The organism is Pseudomonadota bacterium (assembly GCA_039818985.1).
In the GTDB taxonomy this organism is placed as follows: Bacteria; Pseudomonadota; Alphaproteobacteria; order Sphingomonadales; family Sphingomonadaceae; genus Alterisphingorhabdus.
In genome coordinates this window covers 946,324-971,098 of record JBCBSU010000001.1, presented here as the reverse complement: position 1 = coordinate 971,098, position 24,775 = coordinate 946,324, and the positions used below count along the sequence as shown (strand labels likewise).

General features: G+C 59.1%; 24 protein-coding genes. 10 read left to right on the top strand and 14 right to left on the bottom strand.

The window, feature by feature from the left end; all coding sequences use genetic code 11:
• The first annotated feature begins 1 nt into the window (after position 1).
• A complete protein-coding gene (locus AAFX04_04550) occupies positions 2–520 on the top strand; it encodes a hypothetical protein (GenBank protein ID MEO1044690.1) in 519 nt (172 codons plus the stop codon).
• A 14-nt stretch (positions 521–534) separates the two neighbouring features.
• On the top strand, positions 535–1,683 hold the full coding sequence (locus AAFX04_04545) for an alpha-hydroxy acid oxidase (protein MEO1044689.1): 1,149 nt from the start codon (positions 535–537) through the stop codon (positions 1,681–1,683).
• A 22-nt stretch (positions 1,684–1,705) separates the two neighbouring features.
• On the opposite strand, the gene AAFX04_04540 is transcribed toward AAFX04_04545, so the two are convergent.
• The 5 genes from AAFX04_04540 to creD all read right to left on the bottom strand — a co-directional run bounded on the left by AAFX04_04540 (position 1,706) and on the right by creD (position 7,112).
• Positions 1,706–2,707 carry a hypothetical protein gene (locus AAFX04_04540; protein ID MEO1044688.1) on the bottom strand — a complete coding sequence of 334 codons (1,002 nt, stop codon included), beginning with the start codon at positions 2,705–2,707 and terminating at the stop codon, positions 1,706–1,708.
• Between the two features lie 40 nt (positions 2,708–2,747).
• A complete protein-coding gene (locus AAFX04_04535) occupies positions 2,748–4,067 on the bottom strand; it encodes a M20/M25/M40 family metallo-hydrolase (protein ID MEO1044687.1) in 1,320 nt (439 codons plus the stop codon).
• A 37-nt stretch (positions 4,068–4,104) separates the two neighbouring features.
• Positions 4,105–4,683, bottom strand: coding sequence for a PH domain-containing protein (locus AAFX04_04530; GenBank protein ID MEO1044686.1), 579 nt, complete (start codon positions 4,681–4,683; stop codon positions 4,105–4,107).
• Between the two features lie 98 nt (positions 4,684–4,781).
• On the bottom strand, positions 4,782–5,519 hold the full coding sequence (locus AAFX04_04525; protein ID MEO1044685.1) for a LuxR C-terminal-related transcriptional regulator: 738 nt from the start codon (positions 5,517–5,519) through the stop codon (positions 4,782–4,784).
• Between the two features lie 165 nt (positions 5,520–5,684).
• Complete coding sequence (creD, locus tag AAFX04_04520) at positions 5,685–7,112, bottom strand: cell envelope integrity protein CreD (GenBank protein ID MEO1044684.1); 1,428 nt, start codon at positions 7,110–7,112, stop codon at positions 5,685–5,687.
• Positions 7,113–7,320: 208 nt separating this feature from the next.
• Here creD and AAFX04_04515 point away from each other — a divergent pair, with 208 nt between their 5' ends.
• Genes AAFX04_04515 through AAFX04_04505 form a run of 3 tightly spaced genes read left to right on the top strand, consistent with a single transcriptional unit; the run spans position 7,321 to position 8,706 of the window.
• On the top strand, positions 7,321–7,884 hold the full coding sequence (locus AAFX04_04515) for a hypothetical protein (protein ID MEO1044683.1): 564 nt from the start codon (positions 7,321–7,323) through the stop codon (positions 7,882–7,884).
• Positions 7,871–8,446, top strand: a complete 576-nt coding sequence (locus AAFX04_04510) for a hypothetical protein (protein ID MEO1044682.1) — start codon at positions 7,871–7,873, stop codon at positions 8,444–8,446. Before AAFX04_04515 ends, AAFX04_04510 begins: the two co-directional genes overlap by 14 nt.
• The gene (locus tag AAFX04_04505; protein MEO1044681.1) at positions 8,446–8,706 is read left to right on the top strand and encodes a helix-turn-helix transcriptional regulator; all 261 of its coding nucleotides are present in this window, start codon (positions 8,446–8,448) and stop codon (positions 8,704–8,706) included. Before AAFX04_04510 ends, AAFX04_04505 begins: the two co-directional genes overlap by 1 nt.
• Positions 8,707–8,748: 42 nt before the next feature.
• Here the strand turns inward: AAFX04_04505 and sdhA are convergent, their stop codons facing one another.
• The 3 genes from sdhA to sdhC are packed head-to-tail and all read right to left on the bottom strand — an operon-like array spanning position 8,749 to position 11,398.
• On the bottom strand, positions 8,749–10,578 hold the full coding sequence (gene sdhA / locus AAFX04_04500) for a succinate dehydrogenase flavoprotein subunit (GenBank protein MEO1044680.1): 1,830 nt from the start codon (positions 10,576–10,578) through the stop codon (positions 8,749–8,751).
• 2 nt (positions 10,579–10,580) lie between these two features.
• Complete coding sequence (gene sdhD / locus AAFX04_04495) at positions 10,581–10,967, bottom strand: succinate dehydrogenase, hydrophobic membrane anchor protein (protein MEO1044679.1); 387 nt, start codon at positions 10,965–10,967, stop codon at positions 10,581–10,583.
• A 44-nt stretch (positions 10,968–11,011) separates the two neighbouring features.
• Positions 11,012–11,398 carry a succinate dehydrogenase, cytochrome b556 subunit gene (gene sdhC, locus AAFX04_04490; protein ID MEO1044678.1) on the bottom strand — a complete coding sequence of 129 codons (387 nt, stop codon included), beginning with the start codon at positions 11,396–11,398 and terminating at the stop codon, positions 11,012–11,014.
• Positions 11,399–11,626: 228 nt separating this feature from the next.
• Between sdhC and AAFX04_04485 the strand changes: the two genes are divergently transcribed.
• Genes AAFX04_04485 through AAFX04_04465 form a run of 5 tightly spaced genes read left to right on the top strand, consistent with a single transcriptional unit; the run spans position 11,627 to position 16,206 of the window.
• Positions 11,627–13,015, top strand: coding sequence for a methyl-accepting chemotaxis protein (locus AAFX04_04485; protein ID MEO1044677.1), 1,389 nt, complete (start codon positions 11,627–11,629; stop codon positions 13,013–13,015).
• A 49-nt stretch (positions 13,016–13,064) separates the two neighbouring features.
• Positions 13,065–13,781: an SDR family oxidoreductase gene (locus AAFX04_04480; protein MEO1044676.1), complete on the top strand. Its 717-nt coding sequence runs from the start codon at positions 13,065–13,067 to the stop codon at positions 13,779–13,781.
• A gap of 9 nt (positions 13,782–13,790) precedes the next feature.
• Complete coding sequence (locus AAFX04_04475) at positions 13,791–14,609, top strand: amidohydrolase family protein (GenBank protein MEO1044675.1); 819 nt, start codon at positions 13,791–13,793, stop codon at positions 14,607–14,609.
• A complete protein-coding gene (locus tag AAFX04_04470; protein ID MEO1044674.1) occupies positions 14,606–15,517 on the top strand; it encodes a 50S ribosomal protein L11 methyltransferase in 912 nt (303 codons plus the stop codon). Before AAFX04_04475 ends, AAFX04_04470 begins: the two co-directional genes overlap by 4 nt.
• The gene (locus tag AAFX04_04465) at positions 15,490–16,206 is read left to right on the top strand and encodes a TIGR02117 family protein (protein ID MEO1044673.1); all 717 of its coding nucleotides are present in this window, start codon (positions 15,490–15,492) and stop codon (positions 16,204–16,206) included. Before AAFX04_04470 ends, AAFX04_04465 begins: the two co-directional genes overlap by 28 nt.
• Position 16,207: 1 nt before the next feature.
• Here AAFX04_04465 and ligA read toward each other — a convergent pair whose 3' ends face one another.
• The 6 genes from ligA to AAFX04_04435 all read right to left on the bottom strand — a co-directional run bounded on the left by ligA (position 16,208) and on the right by AAFX04_04435 (position 24,700).
• Positions 16,208–18,409 (bottom strand): NAD-dependent DNA ligase LigA, encoded by a 2,202-nt coding sequence (ligA, locus tag AAFX04_04460; protein ID MEO1044672.1) that lies wholly within the window; start codon positions 18,407–18,409, stop codon positions 16,208–16,210.
• A 6-nt stretch (positions 18,410–18,415) separates the two neighbouring features.
• Positions 18,416–18,715 (bottom strand): putative quinol monooxygenase, encoded by a 300-nt coding sequence (locus AAFX04_04455; GenBank protein ID MEO1044671.1) that lies wholly within the window; start codon positions 18,713–18,715, stop codon positions 18,416–18,418.
• Positions 18,716–18,804: 89 nt separating this feature from the next.
• Entirely contained in the window at positions 18,805–20,469 is a 1,665-nt protein-coding gene (gene recN, locus AAFX04_04450; GenBank protein MEO1044670.1) for a DNA repair protein RecN, read from the bottom strand.
• 294 nt (positions 20,470–20,763) lie between these two features.
• Positions 20,764–21,552, bottom strand: coding sequence for an outer membrane protein assembly factor BamD (locus AAFX04_04445; protein MEO1044669.1), 789 nt, complete (start codon positions 21,550–21,552; stop codon positions 20,764–20,766).
• A 230-nt stretch (positions 21,553–21,782) separates the two neighbouring features.
• A complete protein-coding gene (locus AAFX04_04440; protein MEO1044668.1) occupies positions 21,783–22,475 on the bottom strand; it encodes a DUF3142 domain-containing protein in 693 nt (230 codons plus the stop codon).
• Between the two features lie 44 nt (positions 22,476–22,519).
• Positions 22,520–24,700 (bottom strand): hypothetical protein, encoded by a 2,181-nt coding sequence (locus tag AAFX04_04435; GenBank protein ID MEO1044667.1) that lies wholly within the window; start codon positions 24,698–24,700, stop codon positions 22,520–22,522.
• Between the last annotated feature and the right edge of the window lie 75 nt (positions 24,701–24,775).

Below are 24,775 nucleotides of genomic sequence, written 5' to 3'. Positions count from 1 at the left end.
CATGACCAAAGCCAGGAGTTTCACGCTGATGCTCGGGGCCGGACTGGCACTCGCCATCGCCACGGCTGGACAGGCTCAGACTGCGAGTCCCGAAAAGGATGACAAGGACACTGCAATGGACGTCGCGACCACACCCGCCAATGATCTCAACCTGAAGAAAACCAAGATTCCCAAGGAATTACAGGAGATTGAACAGGCACCCTATTCGCTCGACGGGATACGCAGTTGCGGCGATATCCGCAATGCGGTGAAACGTCTCGACAAGGTTCTCGGCGATGATCTCGATGTCGTCGAGGAAGACAGCAAGGCCGACAAGCGACGCAAGACCGCCGGTTCGATCGGCAAGTCGCTGGTTGGTGGGCTGATCCCGTTTCGCGGGCTGGTCCGTGAAATTACCGGCGCTGCGGCCGAACAGCGCCGTTATGACCAGGCGGTCTATGCCGGGGTGGTCCGTCGCAGCTTCCTCAAAGGTATCGGGAAACAGCGCGGGTGCCGCTTCCCGGCAGCACCGAAAAGCTGATAAATACGCCTCGCATGCACCTGAAAGATTGCCACAATATTGCGGACTTCCGCCGCATGGCTAAGGCGCGACTGCCCTATCCGGTGTTCCACTATATCGACGGCGCCGCCGATGATGAGGTGACCAAAGCACGCAACAGCAGCGCCTATGACAGCTGCGATCTGGTGCCCGATGTGCTGGCCGGCGTTGAGGATATCGATCTTTCGGTGCGGATTATGGGGCGCGATATTGCAATGCCGCTGTTCCTCTCGCCCACTGCATTGCAGCGGTTGTTTCACTGGCAGGGAGAGCGTGCGGTGGCTGCAGCGGCGCAGGCCTTCAATACCTGGTTTGGCATTTCTTCGCTGGCGACGGTCAGCATCGAGGAGATTGGCGAGAGCATCTCCACACCCAAGATGTTCCAACTCTATGTTCACAAGGACAAGGGCCTCAACCGGATGATGATCGAGCGCTGTCAGGCGGCGAAATTCGATGCGCTGGCGCTGACCGTCGACACCATTGTCGGCGGCAATCGCGAGCGTTGCCTGCGCACCGGGTTCAGCTCTCCGCCGCGCCTGACCCCGGCATCGGCGATCAGCTTTGCGGCGCATCCGCGCTGGACGCTCAACTATCTGTTCCGCGAGAAATTCCACCTGCCCAATCTCGACACCCATGTCGCCGAGGGCAGCAATGTCGCGATCTCGGTCGCCGATTATTTCAACACCATGCTCGATCAGTCGATGAACTGGTCCGATGCCGCGCAAATCCGAGAGCAATGGGGCGGCACTTTCTGCCTGAAGGGGGTGATGTCCGCCGCGGATGCCCGCCGAGCCGTCGAAATCGGCGCCGATGCAATCATGGTCAGCAACCATGGCGGCCGCCAGCTCGACGGCAGCCGCGCGCCGTTCGACCAGCTACGCGAAATTGTCGATGCGGTGGGCGGCGAGATAGAGATTATCTGCGATGGCGGTATCCAACGCGGTACACATATATTGAAGGCGTTGAGCAGCGGGGCAACCGCCTGTTCGGGCGGGCGGCTTTATCTCTATGCTCTGGCCGCTGCCGGACAGGCTGGAGTCGAACGGACGCTGGGCAATCTGCGCGCCGAGATAGAGCGCGGCATGAAGCTGATGGGCAAGACCGCGATCGGCGAACTAGGCCCGGACAATCTGCGCTGGCGGTGATTGCAGGACGATCGGAGCAGGGCTAGAGGCTGGTGATCAAATCCACCAACGGCGGCACTGCGCTGGCGATAACCGGCGCACCCAGAAGCAGAAGCTGTTTTATGACCGTCAGCCCGGCTTCGGCCTGATTGCCATCATCCACAGCTTCATCGCCGAACAGCTCTCGCTGCAATATGCGGACCGGCATATAGTAGGAGAGAAGCACCAGGGAGAAATTGACGCCAAAATACAATCCGATGGCATTGATCAGGAAATGATATTGTTTCAGTCCGGCAGAACCGCTTTCATAGAGGAATGTCGGCCAGTGCAGCCACGCCATCAGGAAAATCACCCCGGATGCAAGATACAGAGCAGAGTGGTTGAGGTATATTTGAAGCCTTCGTCTCTGGATCACGAATATCGTCTTCGCGTTGTTTCGGCCGGTGGCCAGAGTCGATATCGTGCCCATTATCAATATCGCGACACAGGGTAGCGAGAGAGACTGAAAGACACTGATCAGTCCGCGCAATGTGGAGAGCAGACTGGCAGACTTTCCGGCGCGTGCCACGCTGCTTGCTTCAACCGCCTTATTATTGCCGCTTGCAGGAATGTCGTCTCCTGCAAGCGGAAACGATAACGCTTCATGGAAAAAACCTGTGCCGGTGTAGCTCTCCATCTTTGGGATCAGGTCGGTCCTTGCGGTGATGACGAAAGAGACGATAACTGCTCCGACGATGAGAAGACTGCCCAGTATCAACTGTTTGCGCATTTGCGGGCCGAACATGGTAGTCAATTCAAGCGCCATCACGACAATGATAAAAATCATTACGCTCATGACGAGCAAAAATGATGTGAGCACAATGGCTCTCAGGCCGGCCTCGATGCGCTCCCATCCCTGGGGAGGCAGGCTCTCTACGCGAAACTCATCATGCCATCCCAGCAGACCGTAGAGAATGTCACCGCCCAGAAACACGAATATCGGAGGCAGGGTCAGCCACAGCGCATATTTGGGCAGTTGAAGAGTGTCTTTGCGCCGGGCCACCATGTCATTTTCATATCTGAAAAGCGTTTGAATTCAAAAGAATTCAATCGGAAGTTTGCTGCGCCAGTCGGCTCATCAATATTGCCGCGCGCTTGGCCTGACGCTTGATGCTGGGCAGATGCACGGTTTCACGCTCGCTATGCGCGCCGGAGCCTGCAGTACCCATGCCCGCCAGCGCATCGACATATTTCGCCACGAAAGACACGTCGCCGGCGCCACGCTTCAACGGGTCCAGCTCTGGCTGCTCGGCCAGCCCCAGATCACGGTTGATGGCATTGAGCTCAGCCAGCAGGGCGCGATTGCCCTCAGTCGGCGCCATGGGCGGATAAGAGCCTTCATCAAAGGTGATGCTGGCTTCGGTCCTCGGCAGATGATCGGCGACAATGGCGCGCATCCTGTTACGCACCCGCTCGCTCTGCTCCTCGGAGAGCGTTCGAAAATCCCCCCGTGCCAGCGCCATGGCCGGGATGATATTGGTCTTTCCCGATGCCGCCGTATGCAGGCCGGTCTCATGCAGTTCCACCCGCGCACCACCCGATATCAGACCGACATTGAAGGTCAGATTGGGTTCGGGCAGCTCCTCGCGAAACCGGGCGATGATGCGTGCCAGCTCGAAAATCGCGCCATCGCCGGCATTTTCCGAGAAGATGCCCGAGCTGTGACCACTACGGCCGGTGGTGCGCAATTCCCAGCTGTTCGAAGAGCGCCGCGCCACTACCCCCATATCCCTGCCGTCCTGAACCGACAGCCCTTCGAAATCGAGCGCGACATCGGCCCATTGACCCCAGCGGACCAGATCGGCACGAGAGATGCTGATCGGGTCACCGGCATCTTCTTCGTCACCGGTGATCGCCACAACGATATCGGCACCCTCCAGCGTTCCTGCCACCTGCATCGCGCGCAGCGCGGCCAGAATGATGATGATGCCGCCCTTGTCGTCACCAATACCGGGACCGGTTGCGGTGTCGCCATTGCGGACAAAGGTCTGGAAGTTCGAATCCGCCTCGAACACCGTGTCGGTATGCGCGATGAGCAGCATTTTGCGGCCCTGGCCATTGCCTTCACGAATGGCGAAGAAATGCCCGGCGCGCCCGACTTCGGACTGGTCGACAATCTCGACGCGAAAGCCCAGCCGTTCAAATTCGGGGCGTAACATCGCCATTACCGCGCGATTGCCCTCGATATTGCGGGTGCCGCTATTCTGGTTGGTCAGCTTTTCCAGTAATGCGACATGATAGCCATATTGCGCTTCGACAGTGGTATCGATTGCCTGTTCGGCAGCGGTCAGCTCGGCCTGTACGGTGGCTGGAAGCATGGCCGCGGCACATAGAGCGCAAAAGCCGGTGATCCATTTTGCGCCCATCATCGTCTCCATTCCCGGTGCAATCGGGGTTCGAACCCTAGCCAATATCCAGTTCACGCACGCCGCGCTGCTGCCGCACCATCTCGACACGGTCGCGGATCTCGCCACGGATTGAGCGCGCATCGGGCACATTGCGCACGATGATCGCATTGCGGCCATCGGTCGAAAGGCTGCTCTTGTCGCTTGACGACATCACCAGATCGCCATTGTCAAACATCTGCTGGATGATCGAAAAGGTCACCTTCACATCCTTGATACGATAGAGTTCGACTTCCTCTTCGGCGCGCATGATAATGCCGCGGCGCATAAACAGCCGGTCGCCATCGAGCCAGTAGATCGAGGTACGGTTGCGCAGAAATTTATAGGTGAGATAGGGAATCGCCAGCACGGCAACAGCAATCGCGGCATAGGCGGCATATTCGAAATAGGCAGCAATGCCGAAACCGACCGCAGTGGCGGCAAGTATCTGCCAGCCCTGCCCCGATTTGAATAGCCAGGCCATGGTCGAGGAACGGAACTCGATGACCGGCAAGTGCCTGCCCTTCATCCGCCGTGGCTTGTGCTGGCGTTTGTCCTGATTGCTGTGGGACCCGTCACCGGGCAGAATAGTGGCCATTTGCGGCCTTTCTCATCATGGCTGTTTCTTGCCACAAGACTATCCCGCCCGATCACGGCTGTCCATCATTGCCCGAGACAATCGGCTTTCGGCCATGGTCAACCGTCGGGCTTTAAGTCATTGACGGGATCAATACCCAATTGCGCCAGCCGCGGGGCCGACCAATCATGATATTCGGCATAGGAAACCTTACCGTCACCGTCTCGATCGGCTTCGCTGTAGAATTCGGCAAGCTGGACAGTGTCCTGGGATGTCGTCTTTTCAAGGGCGCGTTCAATCTGCTCTTCGGCATCCAGTAAGGCGCTCGAAGTAAAGACAGCAAATTGTATGGAGGGCGATTCCGGTTGTTCGAGAAAGCCCGAACCGTCCGTGTCCAAATACTCGAACGTTCTTTGCGTAACCTCAGCGATCCTGGTGACCGTCGCTTCATCGATCAGGCGGTGCGCTTCTGTTTGTGAAGCGGATGCAGCCAGGTCACCGTCCGGGGCGGCTTGCTGATAAAGAACGAGGGCAAGTGCGGTACAAAGAAACATGGCAACTACTCCAATAGCGATAGAATGAGGAGTCCATCCATGCTTTGCCGGCACAACATTCGGAAGGTCCGTCGATTGGGCTACTTTGCGCTCGCACCCTTCGGCCTGTGCGAGCAGCCGTGCCGCCTCGAGCGAGGAACTGACCCCCAGCTTCATGCGCGCCATTTTGAGCCGCTTCTCCACCGCGTGATGCGAAACTCCCAGCTCCAAAGCGATTTCCTTGGCGGTCTTATGTTCAAGCCAGCGGCGTAGACAGTCTTTTTCCCGCTCGGTCAGTCTGGTTGTATCGTTTTCCGCCTTCATGGCATGTGTCTTAGCCCCGCAAACCGTAATCGCAAAGTACGGTCAGACCGTAAAATGCGTGACTCCCCGCATTGGCTGTTCAACGGTAAACGGAAAAGATTTGGGATCGGGTTCCAGATAGAGGGCCGGAAGACGAATGTCCCCGGCCCCATCATCACTTGCGAGTCAGGCTGTTTCCGCTACAGCCTGATCCGGCGTTGTCCCGCCCTTATGGCCAAGCCCCGACCAGTCGACATTGCGGGTGACATACATCACCGCAGCAAGGGCTACGAAGAGCAGCAGCGAGCCGACCAGCAAGGCATAGGCTTCCATGTTGAGCAGCACGTAGAGCAATGCATAGAGACCAGTCAGTATCGCGCCGACAAAACCGGCACGTCTGACCCCGCCCAGCACCGCTGCGCTATAGGCGCTGATCAGGCCGATCATCGCCGCAGCCGCGCCGAAATAGGCGAAGCTGAAACCGATCACCTCGGCAAAGGCCAGCAGCAGCACAAAGAACAGCACCAGTCCGAAACCGGTCAGCAGATATTCCGCCGCCGCAACCCGTGCACCGGCGATAATATCGAACAGCAGGAAGGTCAGAAAGGTGAAGCCGATGAACAGAAAGCCATATTTCACCGAACGGTCGACCTGGCTGTAGATATTGACCGGCTCGATCAGCGAGATAACCGGGCTGTTCTCCAGGCTCTCTGCAGAGCGTCCGCCAAAGACTTCATATTCATAATCCACCGCAGGCGCATTGTCCTCAAGCTGCACCAGCGCCTGGCCCAGCGCCAGATTGCCGATGCTGTATTTCGCAGTGAAGCCAGTGTCATCGATGCTGCGCTCATCGGGGAGGAAATCCCCTGCAAAATTGGGGTGCGGCCAGCTGGAGGTGACGGTGAAGTTCGTCTCTCCGCCACGCGGCACCAGGGTCAACCGACCGTTGCCGCGCATGCCATAGCTATAATCCAGTGTCAGTGGCTCACCATCGGACCAGTCGAGAAAGGCAAAAAACCCGGCGCCATTGCTCACCGCCAGACCATTGCCCGGACGCAGCTCGGCAACCTCGCCATTGACCATGAGGGTGTTGCCGGAATTCAGCCCGCGCGGATCGGCCACGGCAAAACGGATTTCCGCCTGGTTGAGCTTCAGCTTTTCCGGATCGACGCCATAGCGCGCCAGATCCTCGGGGATGGCAAAGCGCGCCTGCCCCTTGACCCCGGCATCATAGACAACCGACTGGTAGATGGATTTCTGCCGCACTTCCTCGGCGATATCGACACTGGTGCTGTTCTCCAGCGGCGACAGATAGAGCGAGCGGGTAACGGTGACGGTGCGCGATTTCTTGACGCCGTCCTCCTCATAGGTCTCGATATTGTCCTTGTCGAAGGGAATTACCAGCACCGGTCCGGCAACAATCTGGGCGTCACCCCAGCCTTCGGCGATAGCCTTACGCGCGGTTTCGGACTGGTTCTGCCGGTCATAAACCAGCGCATAGACCATCACCAAAGGTATGATCAGCAGTCCGCCGATCAGCACGGTTATTGCCAGTTTGAAACCCGGACTGCGCTCTTTGCGCTCACCATCATTATCTCTGCCAAAGGCCATCATATACTCCCAACGATTCGTCGCTCACACGGAACGCTTCGTCTATGGAAAGAAAGCTGAATTGGGGGTGAAGGCGATCCTGTCGCGGCGAGAAATCCACTTTTTCAGGACGCTAGGATAGAATGACAGTGGATATAAATTATCAATTGACAATAATTAATTGTCTTTTTAATCGTTTTTCCGCCATCCCTTCCCCCTAAGGAGATCCTCCATGTCCGTAAAATCTATCAAGATCATTCTCGCGCTGTCGCTTATCGCTGCTCCGCTGTCTCCTGCCGCCGCCCAGGCACCGCAAGCTGCGGACGCGGAGGATAGATCCGGCCGCATCGAACGCGCACTAGAGGCATCGGCAAAGATCATATCGTCGATGAAATCGGTCGAGGGCGTTTATGATGTCCACACCGCACGCTCGCATGACGGTGTCGAGCTGATCATGGCCTGGTTCGAGAACCGCGACGCGGTGTTGCGCTGGTTCAACCACCCCTATCATCGCAAATTGCTGCGTGATGCCGGCCGTCCGGAGGACGGCGTTGCAGCCGAGCATTTCGGTGATGATGTCGGGCCGATACTGATCATCGCCTCGGTTGCCTATCACGATCAGCCTGCATCGCTCAAAGGATCAATGTTCGATGATCCCGATGGCCGAAGGCCGACGCGCTTCAGCGTTGAATATTATGTCCCTCTGCCCGGCGGTGCCTATATGAGCGAAACATTTGCACCGACAGCAGTCACTGCTAACATTCCCGGCATGCGGGATGTCTATGATGATGACTGACACGACCGGCAACGGCGATAGCGGGGCCAGTGCGCTTGATCGCTCGGCGGCAAGCGTCGCCAGTCTCGCCCACCGCTACGCCCAGTGGACCTCGATGATCCTGTTGCTGGTAACCGCCTATTATGTCTGGGAGGAAATCGGCGAACCGGTCATCTCCTCGCTGTCGAGCAGCGGCTATTATCCCATGGACACCGCGCTAGGCCATGTCGCCAACAATCTGGCGACATCAATAGCGGTGGTGCCGCTGCTCTGGGGTGCTTGGGAGCTACGCTGCTTTCTGCACCGGCTGGCCGCCACCGAGCTGTGGGCCGCGGCGACAGCACAGCATCTGAAGCGCGTCGGCATCGCGATAGCGCTGGCAGGGCTGGCCGCGCTGTTCGTCTCACCGGTCCTTGTCGCACTGGTCCATGCCGAACCCTTCTCGATCCGAAGCATCGACTATGACCCCATCTATCTCGCTCTGATCGTGGTCAGCGCCCTGCTCTACCTCGTCGCGCGCGTCTTCACCTTTGCCTCACAGGCGGCGCAGGCACTCAACGCCGAAAACAGCCAGTTCATATGATGCAGATTGTCGTCCGCCTCGATGTCATGCTGGCCAGGCGCAAGATGCGCGCCAAGGCGCTGGCGGCCGAGATCGGCGTGACCGAGGCCAATCTGTCATTGCTGCGCACCGGCAAGGTGAAGGGCGTACGCTTCGAAACACTGGCGAAAATATGCGAGGCACTGGAATGCACGCCGGGGGATATTCTCGATATCGAGGAGCTGGCGGATAGCACCCCGGAGAGCAAAATAGTCAAGTTCGAAGGTCAGAAACCAGGCTGAGCCAGCGCTAAGGGTAGCCGCTTCCGCGAGACCCTGCCCCGATCAATATACCCGCGCCTTCGGCTCGATATACTCAGCCTCGTCCGACAGTGTATATTCATGCACCGGGCGATAGCCGATCTCGGTCTTGCCGCCATTCCCGCCCCAGCCTTCGAAGGTGATGACGCTGTGCTTCATCCAGTTCTGGTCATCGCGATCGGGATGGTTTTCATGCATATGCGCGCCGCGGCTTTCCTTGCGGTTGGCGGCGCTTTCCATGGTGCACACTGCCTGGGCCATCAGATTGTCGAGCTCGAGCGTTTCGATCAGGTCGGTGTTCCAGATCAGCGAGCGGTCAGTGACATGGACATCGCCCATGCGCTGACATACCTTGGCCATAGCCTCCTGACCTTCGGCGAGCAGTTCATTATCGCGGAACACAGCGCAATGCTTCTGCATCGTTTTCTGCATTTCGGTGCGGATTTCCGCCGTTGGCGATCCACCGCTGGCGTGACGGAAATGGTCGAGACGGGTCAGCGCCTGCTCTTCCGAACCACCTGGCAGCGGCTTGTGCGCCGTGCCCGGCTTGATCGTCTCGGCGAGGCGATGGCCGGTGGCACGGCCAAAGACCACCAGGTCGATCAGCGAGTTGGAGCCGAGACGGTTGGCGCCATGGACGGAAACACAGGCCGCCTCACCTACGGCGAACAGGCCGTGGACAATCGCATCGGGATCATCCTGGCTCGGATTGATCACCTCACCATGATAGTTACACGGAATACCGCCCATATTGTAGTGCACTGTCGGCACCACCGGCAGCGGCTCGCGGGTCAGGTCGACCCCAGCAAAGATTTTTCCGGTCTCGGTAATGCCCGGCAGACGCTGGGCCAGCACGTTGGAATCGATATGATCGAGATGCAGGAAGATATGATCGCCTTCCTTGCCAACGCCTCGGCCTTCGCGAATTTCGGTCGCCATGCAACGTGAGACAACGTCGCGGCTGGCGAGATCTTTCGCCGATGGCGCATAACGCTCCATAAAGCGCTCGCCTTCGGAGTTGGTGAGGTAACCGCCCTCGCCGCGCGCGCCCTCGGTAATAAGAACGCCCGCGCCATAAATGCCGGTCGGGTGGAACTGAACAAACTCCATATCCTGCAACGGCAAGCCGGCGCGCAGCACCATGCCGCCGCCGTCACCGGTGCAGCTATGTGCGCTGGTGGCGGAGAAATAGCAGCGGCCATAACCGCCGGTGGCCAGGGTGACCGCATGGCTGCGGAAACGGTGGATCGAGCCGTCTTCCAGGCAAATCGCAATTACGCCACGACAGACCTTACCCTCGGGCGAGTCTTCCATGATCAGGTCGATGGCGAAATACTCGACGAAGAAGTCTGCATCATATTTGAGGCTCTGCTGATACAGCGCATGCAGCATCGCATGGCCGGTGCGGTCTGCTGCGGCGCAGGTGCGCTGCACCGGCGGGCCCTCGCCCATATTCTGCATATGACCGCCAAAGGGCCGCTGATAGATGGTACCATCGTCATTGCGCGAAAACGGCACGCCGGCATGCTCCAGCTCATAGACCGCCGCCGGTGCCTCACGACAGAGATATTCGATTGCGTCCTGGTCACCGAGCCAGTCCGAGCCTTTGACCGTATCATACATGTGCCACGACCAGTGATCGGGCGTGTTATTGCCCAGCGATGCGGCAATACCGCCCTGCGCCGCTACGGTATGACTACGGGTCGGGAAAACCTTGGTGATACAGGCGGTTTTCAAACCCGCCTCGGCGCTGCCCATGGTGGCGCGCAGGCCCGAACCGCCAGCGCCAACAACGACGCTGTCATAGGTATGATCGATAATCTTGTAGGCAGGCTGGGTCGACTGATCCGTCATGCTCAGAGAGCTCCTGTAAAGGCAATTTTGGCAACCGAGAAAATGGCGAGTGCTGCACCGCCAATGGCATAGATGTTCAGCAGCATCAGCACCCCGAATTTGAGGCCGTGATCATGGACATAGTCTTCGATCAGGACCTGCAGACCGAGCCGCAAATGCCAGAAAACCGAGATTGACAGCAGGATCATCGCCACTGCCGCCAGCGGTGAGGACAGCCAGGCAGTAACGGTCACATAATCATAGCTGCCCAGTTGCAGCATCGACACGATAAACCAGGTCAGCAACAACATGTTGCCGATCGCGGTGACGCGCTGCACGATCCAGTGTTGCGCCCCATGGCGGGCAGACCCCAGTCCGCGCACCTTCCCCAATTGCGTTCCGTTACCCATGTCTCAATCCCTGTTGTCTTTGCTCTTGCTGGGCGCCTGTACCGTTACAGCAGGATCAGCGCCCAGAAACCGGCGGTGAGAACCAGCGCCAGCAGCGGTATCACTGTCGACCACATATTATTGGCGTCGACTTCATATCCGGCACCGACATCGAGCACGAAGTGGCGAAGGCCGGAGAGCAGATGCTGGAAAAAGGCCCAGCTCAGGCCGATCAGCACGACATAGCCGACCCAGCTGCCCATGATATCCTCGAACATGCCATAATATTCAGGACCGCTCGCAGCAGCGAACAGCCACCAGCTGAACAGCAACCCACCGACAATCGCCATGCCGTCACCGGTAATGCGGTGCAGGATGGAAACCGCCATCGCCGGCCCCCATTTCCAGATCGAAAGATGCGGCGATAACGGCCTGGGATTTTTTTGTGTCATGGTTCTCTCCAGTCCCACCTGACAAGCAATTGGCCTTCATGTAGCGATTTGCGGACATGTTGCAAATGGCCTTTCACCGAAAATCCGCCGCTTTCCGGACTATCGCTACGGCATCGTGCGAACGGCCCCTGCGGTTTCGCAAAAATGCCGTGTTTGCAGGGCAATAATAACCGGCTGTTAACCACAGCGGCATAGAGTGCAGGCCAGTCTCATTGTTCGAGGGTTTTCATGTCGCTACAAACGCCTGCTTCCGGCAACAAGCGCTCCAAGCATATTTCGCGCGCGGATATCGATCGCGAACTGTCGATCGACAAGCGGTTGCGCCAGTTTGACCCGGATGGTGCCCTGCCCGATCAGGGCCGCGAAGTGTTCAATGCGCTTGCGGACCGGCTGGAAGAGATCGCCGAGACATTTTGGGAGCATTATTGCCGAACCACCAGATTCGGACCGAAATTTGGCAATAATCCGGAGGCAAGAAAAGCCGGTATCCGTGAGATAGCTGACTTTACCCGTGAAAAATTCAACAATCTCGATGGTCAGAAATGGGTGCATACCGCATTTCATAATGCTGTTGTCGCCAAGGATATGGGCATCGACCATTGGCAGCTTATTGCCTCGGTCGCCCATACTTATGAAAGGGCCCATGGCATATTGTTCGACAATCTGCGCGACGAGCCGGAGAATTTCGCCCGGCTGAGCGCGGGACTCAACCAGATCCAGGTTATCGAGGTCGAAATCATGTCTTCGGCCATTGCCATGCTGGACCAGCAGGATGCCGGCAATCGCATTTCGGAAAATTCGAACCTGTTCAAGTCGCAGGTCGATGCAGAAATCCAGGCGACCGCAAGTCTGGGTGAAACGCTGCACGGCCAGGTCAATGATGCGTCGGGCGCGGCACGTGGGATGCTCAGCAAATCATCCGAGGTTGCAGCTGCCGCTGAACAGTCGGCCATTGCCATGCGCGAGGCGGCACAGACCGCTGCTGGCCTGATCCGTGCAATAGAAGATGCCCGGGTCGAAGTTGAAACCGCTGCCGACATCGCCAATCGTGCCGCCAGCGGCGCCACAGATGCGGTGGCCAGCACCGAGAAACTCTCTGCCCATGCCCAGTCGATCGAGTCGATTCTCGGCCTGATCCGGGAAATCGCAGGACAGACCAATTTGCTGGCGCTCAATGCCACCATCGAAGCGGCACGCGCCGGAGAAGCCGGGCGCGGCTTTGCGGTGGTGGCGCAAGAGGTCAAGAGCCTCGCCAACCAGACCGCACGCGCCACCGATGATATTGCCGGCAAGATTTCCGCAATACAGGAAGCCACAAAGGAAACCGTCGATTCCAACGCCGCGATCCGCGACACTGTCGGCGATGTCCAGAAATCCGCCGACCGCATCCGTGAGGCGATGGAAGCCCAGGCACAGACGGTCACGATGATCACCGCCGCGGTCGACGAGACAGCACTCGCCGCCGACTCGATGTCGGGCACCATCGCCACCATCCGCACCGATACTGAAAATATGGCAGCCGAAATGGACCGGGTCGGCGATGGCTTTACCAAGCTTGATGGCCAGCTCAACCAGCTGCGCGACCGTTCGGAGCGTTTTGCCGACAGCATCGGCTGACGCAGCATCAACACTTTCCTTTGACGGTTCAGGCGCATAAGCTTGGCCGATGGAACGCAAACAGCATATCCTGGTGACCGGCACCAGCCGCGGCATTGGTGCCGCCATTGCCGAAAAGCTCAGACACGCAGGGCATCATGTCGTCGGTCAGGCTAGAAGCGCCGCAGAAGGGCAGCTTGCCGCGAATTTCGCCAAGCCTGGCGCAGCCGCGGCCCTGTGGCAAAAATCGCTCGACCAGCTTGATGGCCGTATCGATGTGGTGATCAACAACGCCGGACTGTTTGCCGCCAGTCCGCTTGATCAGGACCATAAGGACTGGCTCACTGACTGGCAGCAGACCATGGCGATCAACCTTACCGCATCAGCGGAGCTATGCCGCCTCGCGGTGCGCCATTGGCAAAAGGCGCAACGCGGCGGTCGTATCGTCAATATTGCCAGCCGCGCCGCCTATCGCGGCGACAGCCCGGCGCACTGGCATTATGCTGCGTCCAAGGGCGGCATGGTGGCGATGACCAAGACCATCGCCCGCGCCTATGCCGCCGAGGATATCCTCGCCTTTGCCATCTGCCCCGGCTTCACCATGACCGGCATGGCCGAAGACTATCTCGCCAGTCGCGGCGGTGACAAGCTGTTGGCGGATATCCCACTGGGCCGCGTCGCCCAGCCAGAGGAAATTGCCGAAATCGCTCTATTCTGTGCCCTCACCGCCCCGCCCTCGATGACCGGCGCGGTACTCGACGCCAATGGCGCCAGCTATGTGCGCTAAGCCTAGGATATACCAATGATTATCGATGCCTGGGGCCAGCACCCGACCCTGCGCCATTCACAGGATCCGGTTTTTGACTCGCTGCGCCGCTGGACCAAAGAGGCCGCGCCGGAAACCGATATTCCGGTGGCAATAACCGTCGCCAGCATGGATCAGGCCGGCGTTGATTTCATGCTCAGCAGCGCCTGGTATGCGCCCGGTAATGTCATGATCTCCAATGACGAGGTTGCACAATTTGTCAGCGAGTCCAGCGGACGCCTGATCGGCATTGCCGGTGGTGATTATGCCAGGCCGATGGACGCGATCCGCGAGATCCGCCGCGCGATTACCGAACTCGGCTTCAAGGGCGTGCGCATCATACCCTGGCTGTGGCAGGCGCCGCCGACTGACCGTCGCTTCTACCCGATCTATGCACTGTGCTGCGAGCTTGGCGTGCCCTTTTGCACCCAGATTGGCCATACCGGGCCGCTAATGCCTTCAGAGCCGGGACGCCCCATCTATCTCGATCAGGTCGCGCTGGATTTCCCCGAACTCACCATCATCGCCGGGCATATCGGCTATCCATGGACCGAAGAGGCGATTGCGATTGCCACCAAGCATGAAAATGTGTTCATCGATACCTCGGCGTATACCGTGACGCGCTACCCGCGAGAGCTGGTACGCTACATACAAGGCCATGGGCGGCACAAGATCCTGTTCGGTACCAACTATCCGATGATGACTGCGGCAAAGGCGCTGCAAGGATTGGAACAGCTTGGCCTTGACGAAGAGGCAAGCGCCCTGTTTCTCGGCGGCAATGCGGCACGGATTTTCGGGATTGCATCATGAGCGAGAGCTGGAAAATTACCTTGCCCTGTTCGCGCGACCAAGCCGAGGCGCTGGGCATCGATGATCTGCCACTAGCCGTTGGTGGCACTTTGCCGACGCTCGTCACCCGCCGCGCCGACAGGGGCAGCGAGGATGACTGGATCATCGAAATCTACAGCGATGCCAAGCCCGACAAGGCCATGCTCGCGACACTGGACGGCATAGCTACAGACTCGGATGTGAAGCCTGAAGTGGAAAGACTGGAAGACGAGGACTGGGTCACGGTCAGCCAACAAGGGTTGGAACCGATACGTGCCGGGCGCTTCCATGTGCACACCCCTGACCATGATCCGAGCGACCAACAGGGCGTGGTCAATATCCGTATCGGTGCGGGTCTCGCCTTTGGCACCGGCCACCATGAGACCACCACCGGTTGCCTCGCCATGCTCGATCATATCCGCCGCAGCGGCGCGCGCGCCGATACCATTCTCGACCTTGGCAGCGGCACCGGCCTGCTCGCTTTTGCAGCGCATCATCTCTGGCCCCGCGCCTATGTCACTGCCAGCGATATCGACCCGGTCTGCGCCGATGTCATCGCCGAGAATATTGCCGCCAACGGCCTGAAAGCGGGTATGCGCCAGGGTGAGATCACCACCGTCATCGCTAAGGGCATGGATGACCCGCTGCTCGATGCGCGCGCACCCTATCAGCTCATCGCCGCCAATATCCTTGCCGGACCGCTGATTGATCTGGCCGGGGATATCGCTCCCGCCCTTTCATCCAAGGGCAACCTGGTGCTGGCCGGCCTGATGAACGACCAGACTGAGCACGTGCTGCACGCTTATCGCCAGCAGGGGCTACGGCTGGCGCACCAATTGGTCGATGGCGAGTGGAGCATATTATGGCTGCGCAAAAGACTGATGGTCTGAACCTGATTGCGGCTATTGCCCGACTGATCGGCAAGATAATCGCCTGGATTTTTCTCGGATGCGGTCTGTTCTACGCCGCCGCAATCATGGGCGGACTGATCGGCACCAATGCCGAGTGGCGCGAGCCGGAGAGCGGCGTCGACATATTCATCGAAACCAATGGCGTACACACTGCGATCATCGTGCCGCGTATTCATGGGGCGCATGACTGGGCCGACTTCCTTCCCTCTTCGGACCTGCCTGATCCCTCACGGCTGGGCCGATATCTCTCTTTCAGCTGGGGTGAGCGCAGCTTCTATCTCGAGACCGAACGCTGGGCCGATGTGAAACCCGGCCCGCTGCTCAATGCCGCCTTTGGCAGTGATGAGACGCTGATGCATATCTATCATTATCAATATGTCAGGGACGGCCCCTATGCCCGCCGCGTGACCATCAGTGAGGACCAATACGCGGAGCTGATCGATCTTATCAAGGCCAGGTTCGCCAGCACTGATGGGCAACGTCCCGAGCCGATAGCCGGCTATGGCGCCACCGATCTGTTCTACCCGGCACGAGGCTATTATTCGCTGCTCTATGGCTGCAACAACTGGACCGGCGGCACGCTGGGCGAGATTGGTGTCACCGTCGGGATATGGACCCCGATGGAGAGCGGCGTGATGCGCTGGTTCCCTCAAGAAGCAGCGGAATAGCCTAGCCGGCCGCGGCGACAATCTCGGCCCAGCCCGCTTCATCGGTTGTCTCAATGCCCAGTTCCGCGGCTTTCTTGAGCTTGGAGCCGGCGCCGGGACCGGCAACCACGAGGTCGGTCCTGGCCGAGACGCTGCCCGCCGCCTTGGCCCCCAGCCGTTCCGCCTGCGCCTTGGCCTCGTCACGGCTCATCGTCTCCAGCTTGCCGGTAAAGACAATGGTTTTGCCGGTCCATTCGGTCTGTTGCCGGTCATCGACAAAATCGGGCGGCGACACTTCGGCCATCAGATCATCCCAGGCGGTGACATTATGCGGCTCGTGGAAGAAATCGCCCAGCGCTTGCGCCACGGTCGGGCCGATACCGTCGATGGCGGTAACCTCAGCAGTCGCTTCTTCATCGCCTGCCGCTATTTTATGGCCAATCTCGGCTATTGCACTCATGCTTTTGAAATTACGTATCAAATCACGCGAAGTGGTGGCACCGATATGGCGGATACCGAGGCCAAAAAGCAGCCGCGCTGCGTCGGGTTCACGCTTGTTTTCCACCGCCGCCAACAGATTATCTACAGACTTGTCCTGCCAGCCATCCTTGGCCAGCAGCGCCTCGCGATGCTGTTTGAGACGGAAAATATCCGCCGGACTTTCAAGCCAGCCATAGCCGATAAATTCGGCAATGCTCTTCTCGCCTAACCCGTCAATATCGAGCGCGCCGCGCGAGACGAAATGTACCAGCCGCTGGAAGCGCTGCGCCGGGCAGATCAGGCCGCCGGTGCAGCGGACATCGACCTCGCCCTTTTCGGCCACCGCTTCGGAGCCGCATTCGGGGCAGCGATCGGGGAATATAAACGCCTCGCGCTCCTCATCGCGGCTGCGATTCTCGACCACCTGCGGGATGACATCGCCGGCGCGCTGGATCACCACCCGGTCACCCGGGCGGACACCCAGCCGCTCGATCTCATCGCGATTGTGCAGCGTGACATTGGAGACAACCACGCCACCCACGGTCACCGGGGTCAGCCGTCCGACCGGTGTCAGCTTACCGGTGCGGCCGACCTGGATATCGATGGCTTCCAAAGTGGTTTCGGCACGCTCGGCGGGGAATTTATGCGCCAGCGCCCATCGCGGCGCCTTGGCGACAAAACCGAGGCGCTGCTGCCAGTCGAGCCGGTCGACCTTATAGACCACGCCGTCAATATCATAAGCCAGGTCAGCACGTTGCGTCTCGATATTGCGATAATGCGCCAGCACTTCCTCAAGCGTTTCCACCCGGAGCAGCAGCGGCGACACCGGCACGCCCCAGCTGCGAATGGCATCGATCACCGCCATTTGCGTCTCGCCCGGCAGTGCGCTGATCTCGCCCCAGCCATGGGCCCAGAATTTCAGCGGTCGCGAGGCGGTGACACCCGGATCCTTCTGGCGCAGCGACCCGGCAGCTGCGTTGCGCGGATTGGCGAACTGGCGCACTTTCTCAGGATCGAATGTCTCGCCCTTGCGCTCCGCCTCGGCTTCACCTTCCTGCATCAGCCGGGTGTTGAGCGCGGTAAAATCGTCCTTGGCCATATAGACCTCGCCGCGAATCTCGAAGATGTCGGGGATTTCTCCCCTCCCGCCTGCGGGAAGGGCCAGGGGAGGGTCTGTATCTGGATTGGCACCATGCAGGCCCTCCCCTAACCCCTCCCGCAAGCGGGAGGGGGACAGAGTCTGCGGCACTTCCGCAATTGTCCGCACATTGGCGGTGACATCCTCACCAACCAGCCCGTCGCCGCGCGTCGCCGCCAGCACCAGCTCGCCTTTCTCATAGCGCAACGAGCAGGACAGGCCGTCAATCTTGTCCTCCGCCGTCACCGCCACTGTCTCATCCTCGGCGAGGTTGAGATAACGCCGCACCCGCGCCAGCCATTCGGCGATATCGTCATCGGAAAAGCCGTTATCGAGGCTGTAGAGCCGCTCGGCATGGGTGACCTTGGACAGCGGCGACGCCGCCACCGCGGCACCGACCTGCTTGCTCGGGCTATCATCGCGCACCAGATGCGGAAACGCCTCTTCCAGCGCGGCGTTGCGCTTGACCAGCGCATCATAGTCAGCGTCGGATATCTCGGGCGAATCCTCGGCGTGGTAGAGACGGTTGTGCCTGGCAATCGCCCTGGCCAGCCGCATCAGCTCATTTGCGGCATCGGCTTCGGACAAAGAAGAAATATTCGTCATTATGGCTTATATGCCTGCCACAGGCGTAACTTCGAAACGCTGACCAAAACCTTCTATACGGCTGCGGCCTTTGGCAATCGCCGCTTGAACCGAAGGCAGTTGCAATGATGCTGCATGGGCATCTTGGCTTTCCCAAAATTCGGTAATCCAGATTGCATTTTCATCGGACTGATCTTCAGAAATGACATAGGCCATATTGCCCGGCATATCTTTTGTACCTTCTGCAAGTATAGCAATCAGCTCATTTCGCTTGCCAGCTACGGCTCGCATTTGTCCGATAATGCCATAGGCCTTTTCTTCTTCCATTTCGCTTACGCTCCTGGTCAACACGCTATGCGGCACGGCAGCGATGATACTAGTTGTCGCCATCCAGCGCATTACATCTCTTCTGCTTTTCATACCCGCTCCAGCAACCGATCCGCCTGCGCCCGCGCCTCCTGCGTCACTTCGGCGCCCGAAAGCATCCGCGCAATCTCTTCCTGCCGGGTGGCCGCATCCAACGCCTGGACATTGGTGCGCGCGACGGTGCCGTCAGAGGCTTTGCTGATCAGCAGATGATGGTCGCCCTTGGCGGCGACCTGCGGGCTGTGGGTGACCACCAGCAACTGCGTTTGGCGCGACAGGCGGGACAGGCGTTCGCCAATCGCGGAGGCCACCGCGCCGCCGACGCCGCGGTCTATTTCGTCGAAGATCATTGTCGCCGCGCCGCCCTGCTCGGCCAGCGCCACTTTCAGTGCGAGAATGAAGCGCGACAATTCGCCGCCGCTTGCGATTTTCATCAGCGGCGCGAAATCGCTGCCGGGATTGGTCGAGATCAGAAACTCGACCGCGCTAATGCCGTTCAGCCCCCAGCGCTCCTCCGGCAATTCGCTGATCGCGGTGCGGAAGCGCGCAGCGTCCAGCTTCAAAGGCTTGAGCTCGCCTGCTACGGCGGCATCGAGCTTTTCCCCCGCATCGATCCGCGCCCGATGCAGCGCCTGTGCCGCATCGACATAATCCTGCCGCGCCGCCTCACATGCCTTTTCCAGCGTCGCCAGATTGCCACTGCCGCTTTCCAGCGCCGCCCATTGCGCCTCCATCCGTTCGAGCAAGGAGGGCAGGTCATCGCCGGCAACATCATGCTTGCGCGCCAGCGCCCGTAGCGCGAACAGCCGGGTTTCCACCGCATCCAGCCGCTCGGGATCGAACAGCAGCGCTTCGGCCGCCGCCGCAAGCTTCTCCTCGCCCTCGACCGCCTCGATCAGCGCCCGGTCGAGCGCCGAAAGCGCCTCAGCCAGCAGCGCATGATCAGGAGCAATGCGGTCGAGCCTGCGGGTGAGGCTGCGCAGCGCCGCCAGCGGATTGTCCGACCCTTCGAGCATGGCGGTGATTTCGGACAGACTTTCCGAGAGTTTCTCGCCCTTTTGCATCGTCGCGCGTTCCAGCGCCAGCGCCTCCTCCTCACCCGCTCCGGGCGCAAATTCGCGCAATTCCTCAAGGCTGTGCTGCAGATAATCGCGGTCGCGCTCGGCTTTGGCCATGGCGGTACGCGCCTCGGCCAACCTGCTTTCAGCCTCGCGCCATGTCCGATAGGCCGTAGCCACCGGACTCAGATCGGTGCGGGCAAAGCTGTCGAGCAGCTGGCGATGACCGGCAGGATTGATCAACCCGCGATCATCATGCTGGCCGTGGATTTCCACCAGATGCGCCGCGACTTCACGCAGCAGCGAGGCGGATACCGGCTGATCGTTGATATGGGCGCGGCTGCCGCCATCGGCGCGCACTTGCCGCCGGATGATCAGTGGTTCACCCGGATCGATCTCGACATCATTGTCTAACAGCAATGCAGCCAGCGGCCCGTCACCCGGATCCACCTCGAAACCTGCGGTCACCCGGGCCCTGTCGGCACCGGCGCGCACCAACCCGCTATCGGCGCGATTGCCCAGCACCAGCCCCAGCGCATCGAGCAATATCGATTTGCCGGCCCCGGTTTCCCCGGTCAGCACGCCAAGGCCGGATGCGAAATTCAGCTCCAGCGCCTCGATAATCACCAGATCGCGGATCGACAGACTTGCCAGCATGTCGATGCTTTAGCGCGTCAGGCGCAGCTTGCTAAGGAGAATTATCGGGTTATCACCCGCCGACTGAATTAGGCATCACAACCACCCAGTTCGTCATTCCGGACTTAGCTTTGCCCGGAAAACGTCAGTTTTCTGTTGGTAATGCTTGATCCGGGAAGCGTAGCTGATCGAATATCAATCCAGGGCCACAGGCGATGGCGCTTGTGGCCCTGGATTCCGGACAACTCGCTTTTCTAACCAAATCAGAGATTTGGCGAAAACAGGCTTCCGGAATGACGAGTTGAAGGTGTGCAGTCAGCTCTCGCTGCCGCCATCGCCGTGCTTCTCGACCAGCTTATAGGCTTTTTCATACCATTTCGACCCGGGATAGTTGACCCCGAGCACAGCCGCGGATTTTTTTGCCTCGTCCGGAATACCGAGCGAATAATAGCATTCTACCAGCCGGTACAGCGCTTCGGCGGTGTGGCTGGTGGTCTGATATTTGTCGATGACATTCTGAAACCGCAGCGTCGCCGACAGCCAGCGTGAGTCGCGCTGGTAGAAACGCCCGATCTCCATTTCCTTGCCGGCGAGATGGTCGTTGACCAGATCGACCTTCAAAACCGCATCGGCGGCATAGCGGCTGCCGGGATAGCGGCGGATGACCTCACCCAGTGCGGCCAGCGCCTGTTCGGTGATGGCCTGATCGCGGGTGACATCGCTGATCTGCTCATAATAGCTGAGCGCGATCAGATAATAGGCATAGGGCGCGTCCTTGTTACCCGGATGGATCGACAGGAAGCTTTGCGAAGACTGGATCGCCTTGGAATAATCGCGCGACAGATAATAGCTGTACGCGCCCATCAGCTTGGCACGACGGGCCCAGGGCGAATAGGGGTGCTGGCGCTCAACCTCGTCAAACAGCGCCGCCGAAAGCTGATACTGGTCACGGTCGAGCCGTCCCTTGGCTGCCGTGTAGAGCGTGTTGACATCACGCGCGACATAGCTGGTATCAATTTCATTGCCGCCACCGCCAAGGGCATTACAACCCGAGAGCAGGGCAAACGCGGCAATGGGGCCGAGAATATGTGTCGTTCTGATCATGGGCATCGCCATATCCGTTCATTCGCCAAGCGCCAAGGGGGTATGCAGGATATTATCCCCAAACCGTTCTCACCATGGTTATGCACTTCTAGCTAAACCTGGGCTGAATTACCATTGCGGCGGCGCAACTAGAGCGTGTCCTGAAGGGCCAGATACATTGTCATCGTGTCAGGAGGTGCGCTGGCGTCGTCACGTCACTTGCATGGGCATCTAGCCCTTCAGGACACGCTCTATCGCGGGTTGACGAGGAACACGACATAGCCCCGAAAATCGGGATCATCGCGCAACCCCGCCGGTTCGGCCCATTGGCCGTGCTGCACCAGGCCGATGCGATAGGGTATGTCGAGCCGCCCCAGATGTTTCAGATAGGTCGCATAGCCGGGAATAGTCTGCCGTCCCTGATAGGTCTGGATAACAATATCATCGACGCTGTCGCTTAACGCTGCCAGCGCCGCCGGGTCACCATTGGCGCTCCAGTCCATCAGGCCGGTAATACCGAGACGAAAGCGCGATGGCAGGCGGCGGCGCAAATCGCCCAGAAAAGCTCCATATTCGTCGAGACCATGGGTCGCGGCATCGAAATCGACCTGCAGCCCAACCAGCCGGTTACGCTGTTCCCACAACCGCAACCGCCGTTGCAGACTGGCATGGACCTGCTCGCTCCAGTCGAGCGTCTCAACCCGTACAACGATCCAGATATCGGTATCGCCCACGGCCGGAATTGCGGGACGCAGTACCGTCGGCAGCCTATCACCCCTGCGCAATTCGCTATCGAGAATATAGACGGTTTTGGCGCTTTCCAGCACCGGTTGCGGCCTGACCCCGGCCCACAGCCAAAAAGCGTCATGATCAGCGGCATCGACAATCGCGGCTTCGGGCGGTGTGGCATTTTGCGAGACATTATCGCAGGATGTCAGCGACACGCCACAGCACAGGGCGATGATCAGTCGCAGGACGATGCCCCTTCTCACCAATAATATTTCAGTTCTTTGGCCCATCGCGATTCAGGATAACGCCGCTTCAACTCGCGGAACCAGTCGCGCCGTTGATTCTCGGTAACATCCTCACCGCCGCAGCTATTGCCACCCGATGGTGCATAGCAACGCACCGCGCGGTACAACGCATAGCTGCGCCATTTTGCCGGTGCAGCTTTGTCGGCGATAATATCCTGATAGAATTGCTGCCGCGGTATTTGCTCACCGGGGAACAGCTCTTCGGAAGAACCCAGTACCGGCGATGCATTTTCCCCGCGATCCAGCCAGCGCCAGCGTCCACGCGTGCGCAGATCGAAATAGTCAAACCCGTTGCGCCGCCAGAAATCGCCAAGGCATAGTCTGCCCTTATAATCCTGTTTATTGGCCGCCAATGCCCGCGCAACATCGACAAGCGCCGGGCAGTCGATATTTTCCGATCGCTTACCGGCGCTGAACAGCCCCAGCGGAATATCCTGCTGATAGCTGATTGCGCCAACCCAGGCGTCGCTGTTACCGGCGCCTTTGAGCCGCTGCGCACTATCGCGGACAAAAGCACCATAATAGCCGCGGCTCAGCTGTTTGTAGAACAGTGTAAACAGCGCGACATCGCGCTCATTTTGCGGGCGCTTATCATTATCCACCACCCGGCGCAGCATGTCCGGGCCGGCAACAGTGGTCAGCAATATATTGCGAATAACCGGTTTGGTAATCGGTGAAGCAGGGGCAAAAACCCTGTCCAACTGGCCGTTGCGTTCATAGAAGCTGGCTAACCCCAGTTCGACAACCGCCTGCTGATAGCGCGCCTTGCTGCCACCCAGCATATCGCGCCAGAAACCGCCCTCATTACGATCCTCAAGCATCGCCAATGCATGACCGCGCAGCGCCTGACGGGAGAATTGCAAATAGGAAAAGTCTTCCTGCCGCGCCGCGTCGGGGATCAGCGTCAGCACCGAGCGATAATCGTGGGCGATGTAGAAATCATAATTGGCGAGAATGAATTCGTAGAGCGCGGTCTGCGTCCCAAATTGGTCTTTCTGGCCGGTGATAAAGGCGCGTTTCAGCTTCGGCTCATCATCTGAAACGGCGAAGCGTATCTGGAGCAATAAACGCGCCGCGCGCAGCATCGGCGGTTCATCATAACCCGGCGCGCTTATCTCTTCCGCATAAGGATCGATATGTGCGTATAACAGATTGTTATCGATCTCCTCGATCAGCCTGGCCCGGTCGGCCAAAAGGTCCGCACTGCCCAGTGCCCGATAATATGCACGGGCCAGCTTGCCAAAATCCCGTGACAGCCAATAGGCACGGCGCACCAGCCCTGACGCAGAGGCGGCATATCGCCCTTTCGGATAGTCTTTCAGATAGGCCTTGAAGGCAGCTTCGGCAGCGATGGCGTGTTGCCTGTCCGCCTTGCCAGGGTCAAAATAGCCCCATTTATCATTGGCATTGGCCTGCGCCAGATTGACCGCCACTCTGCCCAGCATATAGCGCGATGCCTCTCTGACCCAGGGGTCTTTGGCATTTTTCAGGCTTTTGAACATGGTCTGGGCACGCGCAAATTGTTCGCTGTAAAATGCCCCTGCGCCATTGAGATAGAGTAGAAATTCACGCGCCCGGCCAGGCGCAACATCGGCCTGTATCATGGAGAAGGGCGCAACCTCTTCGGGTTCTTCGCGCTGCCAGCTATAGCGGCTGCCGCCACTGCGCAACTCGCAGATGGCATAAAGCGCAAAACGCGACTCGATCAGCGTGATGCGATCCTTGGGGCTGATCCCCCGCGCCGCTTTCAGCGCCGCTTCGAAATCCTGCGTCCCCTGCACATAGCTGCCACAGCGCGTGCCGTAAAATTCGGGATATTCGCGATCCGGATCACCACGCCATAGCCGGCTCAATATACGCCAGTTGAAATAGGTCTCGCCAAACTGGTCCTCCCAGCCATTATCCGGTTGGCTGATACGGTCGCTTTGCGGATATCTGTCCGACAACAGCAGAAACAGGTTGACCCGGCTGTCATTGCCCGGTGAAATCACCCCCAAATTGGCACAATTGTCGCTGGCATTGGTGATCGCCCATTCAGGATAGCAGGTGGAATCGGCGCTGGCGCTGGCTGGTTCGCTAGCGAGGAGCAGCATCAACGCCGCCACGATTGCGTATGCACCTGTTCTGAACAGCATCGCCCCCTCCTTCGCCCCATTCCGCTTATGCAAGTCTAAGCGTAAATCGCTGCGTTGCAAAACAGCAATTTGGGA

Bases quoted from the DNA above. Each gene is read 5' to 3' on its own strand.
- AAFX04_04510 (MEO1044682.1), top strand. From the start codon at position 7,871: ATGATGATGACTGACACGACCGGCAACGGCGATAGCGGGGCCAGTGCG.
- AAFX04_04445 (MEO1044669.1), bottom strand. From the start codon at position 21,552: ATGATCAGAACGACACATATTCTCGGCCCCATTGCCGCGTTTGCCCTG.
- AAFX04_04455 (MEO1044671.1), bottom strand. From the start codon at position 18,715: ATGGAAGAAGAAAAGGCCTATGGCATTATCGGACAAATGCGAGCCGTA.
- AAFX04_04545 (MEO1044689.1), top strand. From the start codon at position 535: ATGCACCTGAAAGATTGCCACAATATTGCGGACTTCCGCCGCATGGCT.
- recN (MEO1044670.1), bottom strand. From the start codon at position 20,469: ATGCTGGCAAGTCTGTCGATCCGCGATCTGGTGATTATCGAGGCGCTG.
- AAFX04_04540 (MEO1044688.1), bottom strand. From the start codon at position 2,707: ATGGTGGCCCGGCGCAAAGACACTCTTCAACTGCCCAAATATGCGCTG.
- AAFX04_04535 (MEO1044687.1), bottom strand. From the start codon at position 4,067: ATGGGCGCAAAATGGATCACCGGCTTTTGCGCTCTATGTGCCGCGGCC.
- AAFX04_04465 (MEO1044673.1), top strand. From the start codon at position 15,490: ATGGCTGCGCAAAAGACTGATGGTCTGAACCTGATTGCGGCTATTGCC.
- AAFX04_04525 (MEO1044685.1), bottom strand. From the start codon at position 5,519: ATGAAGGCGGAAAACGATACAACCAGACTGACCGAGCGGGAAAAAGAC.
- AAFX04_04515 (MEO1044683.1), top strand. From the start codon at position 7,321: ATGTCCGTAAAATCTATCAAGATCATTCTCGCGCTGTCGCTTATCGCT.
- AAFX04_04435 (MEO1044667.1), bottom strand. From the start codon at position 24,700: ATGCTGTTCAGAACAGGTGCATACGCAATCGTGGCGGCGTTGATGCTG.
- AAFX04_04485 (MEO1044677.1), top strand. From the start codon at position 11,627: ATGTCGCTACAAACGCCTGCTTCCGGCAACAAGCGCTCCAAGCATATT.
- AAFX04_04480 (MEO1044676.1), top strand. From the start codon at position 13,065: ATGGAACGCAAACAGCATATCCTGGTGACCGGCACCAGCCGCGGCATT.
- AAFX04_04530 (MEO1044686.1), bottom strand. From the start codon at position 4,683: ATGGCCACTATTCTGCCCGGTGACGGGTCCCACAGCAATCAGGACAAA.
- AAFX04_04550 (MEO1044690.1), top strand. From the start codon at position 2: ATGACCAAAGCCAGGAGTTTCACGCTGATGCTCGGGGCCGGACTGGCA.
- sdhD (MEO1044679.1), bottom strand. From the start codon at position 10,967: ATGGGTAACGGAACGCAATTGGGGAAGGTGCGCGGACTGGGGTCTGCC.
- ligA (MEO1044672.1), bottom strand. From the start codon at position 18,409: ATGACGAATATTTCTTCTTTGTCCGAAGCCGATGCCGCAAATGAGCTG.
- sdhC (MEO1044678.1), bottom strand. From the start codon at position 11,398: ATGACACAAAAAAATCCCAGGCCGTTATCGCCGCATCTTTCGATCTGG.
- AAFX04_04505 (MEO1044681.1), top strand. From the start codon at position 8,446: ATGCAGATTGTCGTCCGCCTCGATGTCATGCTGGCCAGGCGCAAGATG.
- creD (MEO1044684.1), bottom strand. From the start codon at position 7,112: ATGATGGCCTTTGGCAGAGATAATGATGGTGAGCGCAAAGAGCGCAGT.
- AAFX04_04470 (MEO1044674.1), top strand. From the start codon at position 14,606: ATGAGCGAGAGCTGGAAAATTACCTTGCCCTGTTCGCGCGACCAAGCC.
- sdhA (MEO1044680.1), bottom strand. From the start codon at position 10,578: ATGACGGATCAGTCGACCCAGCCTGCCTACAAGATTATCGATCATACC.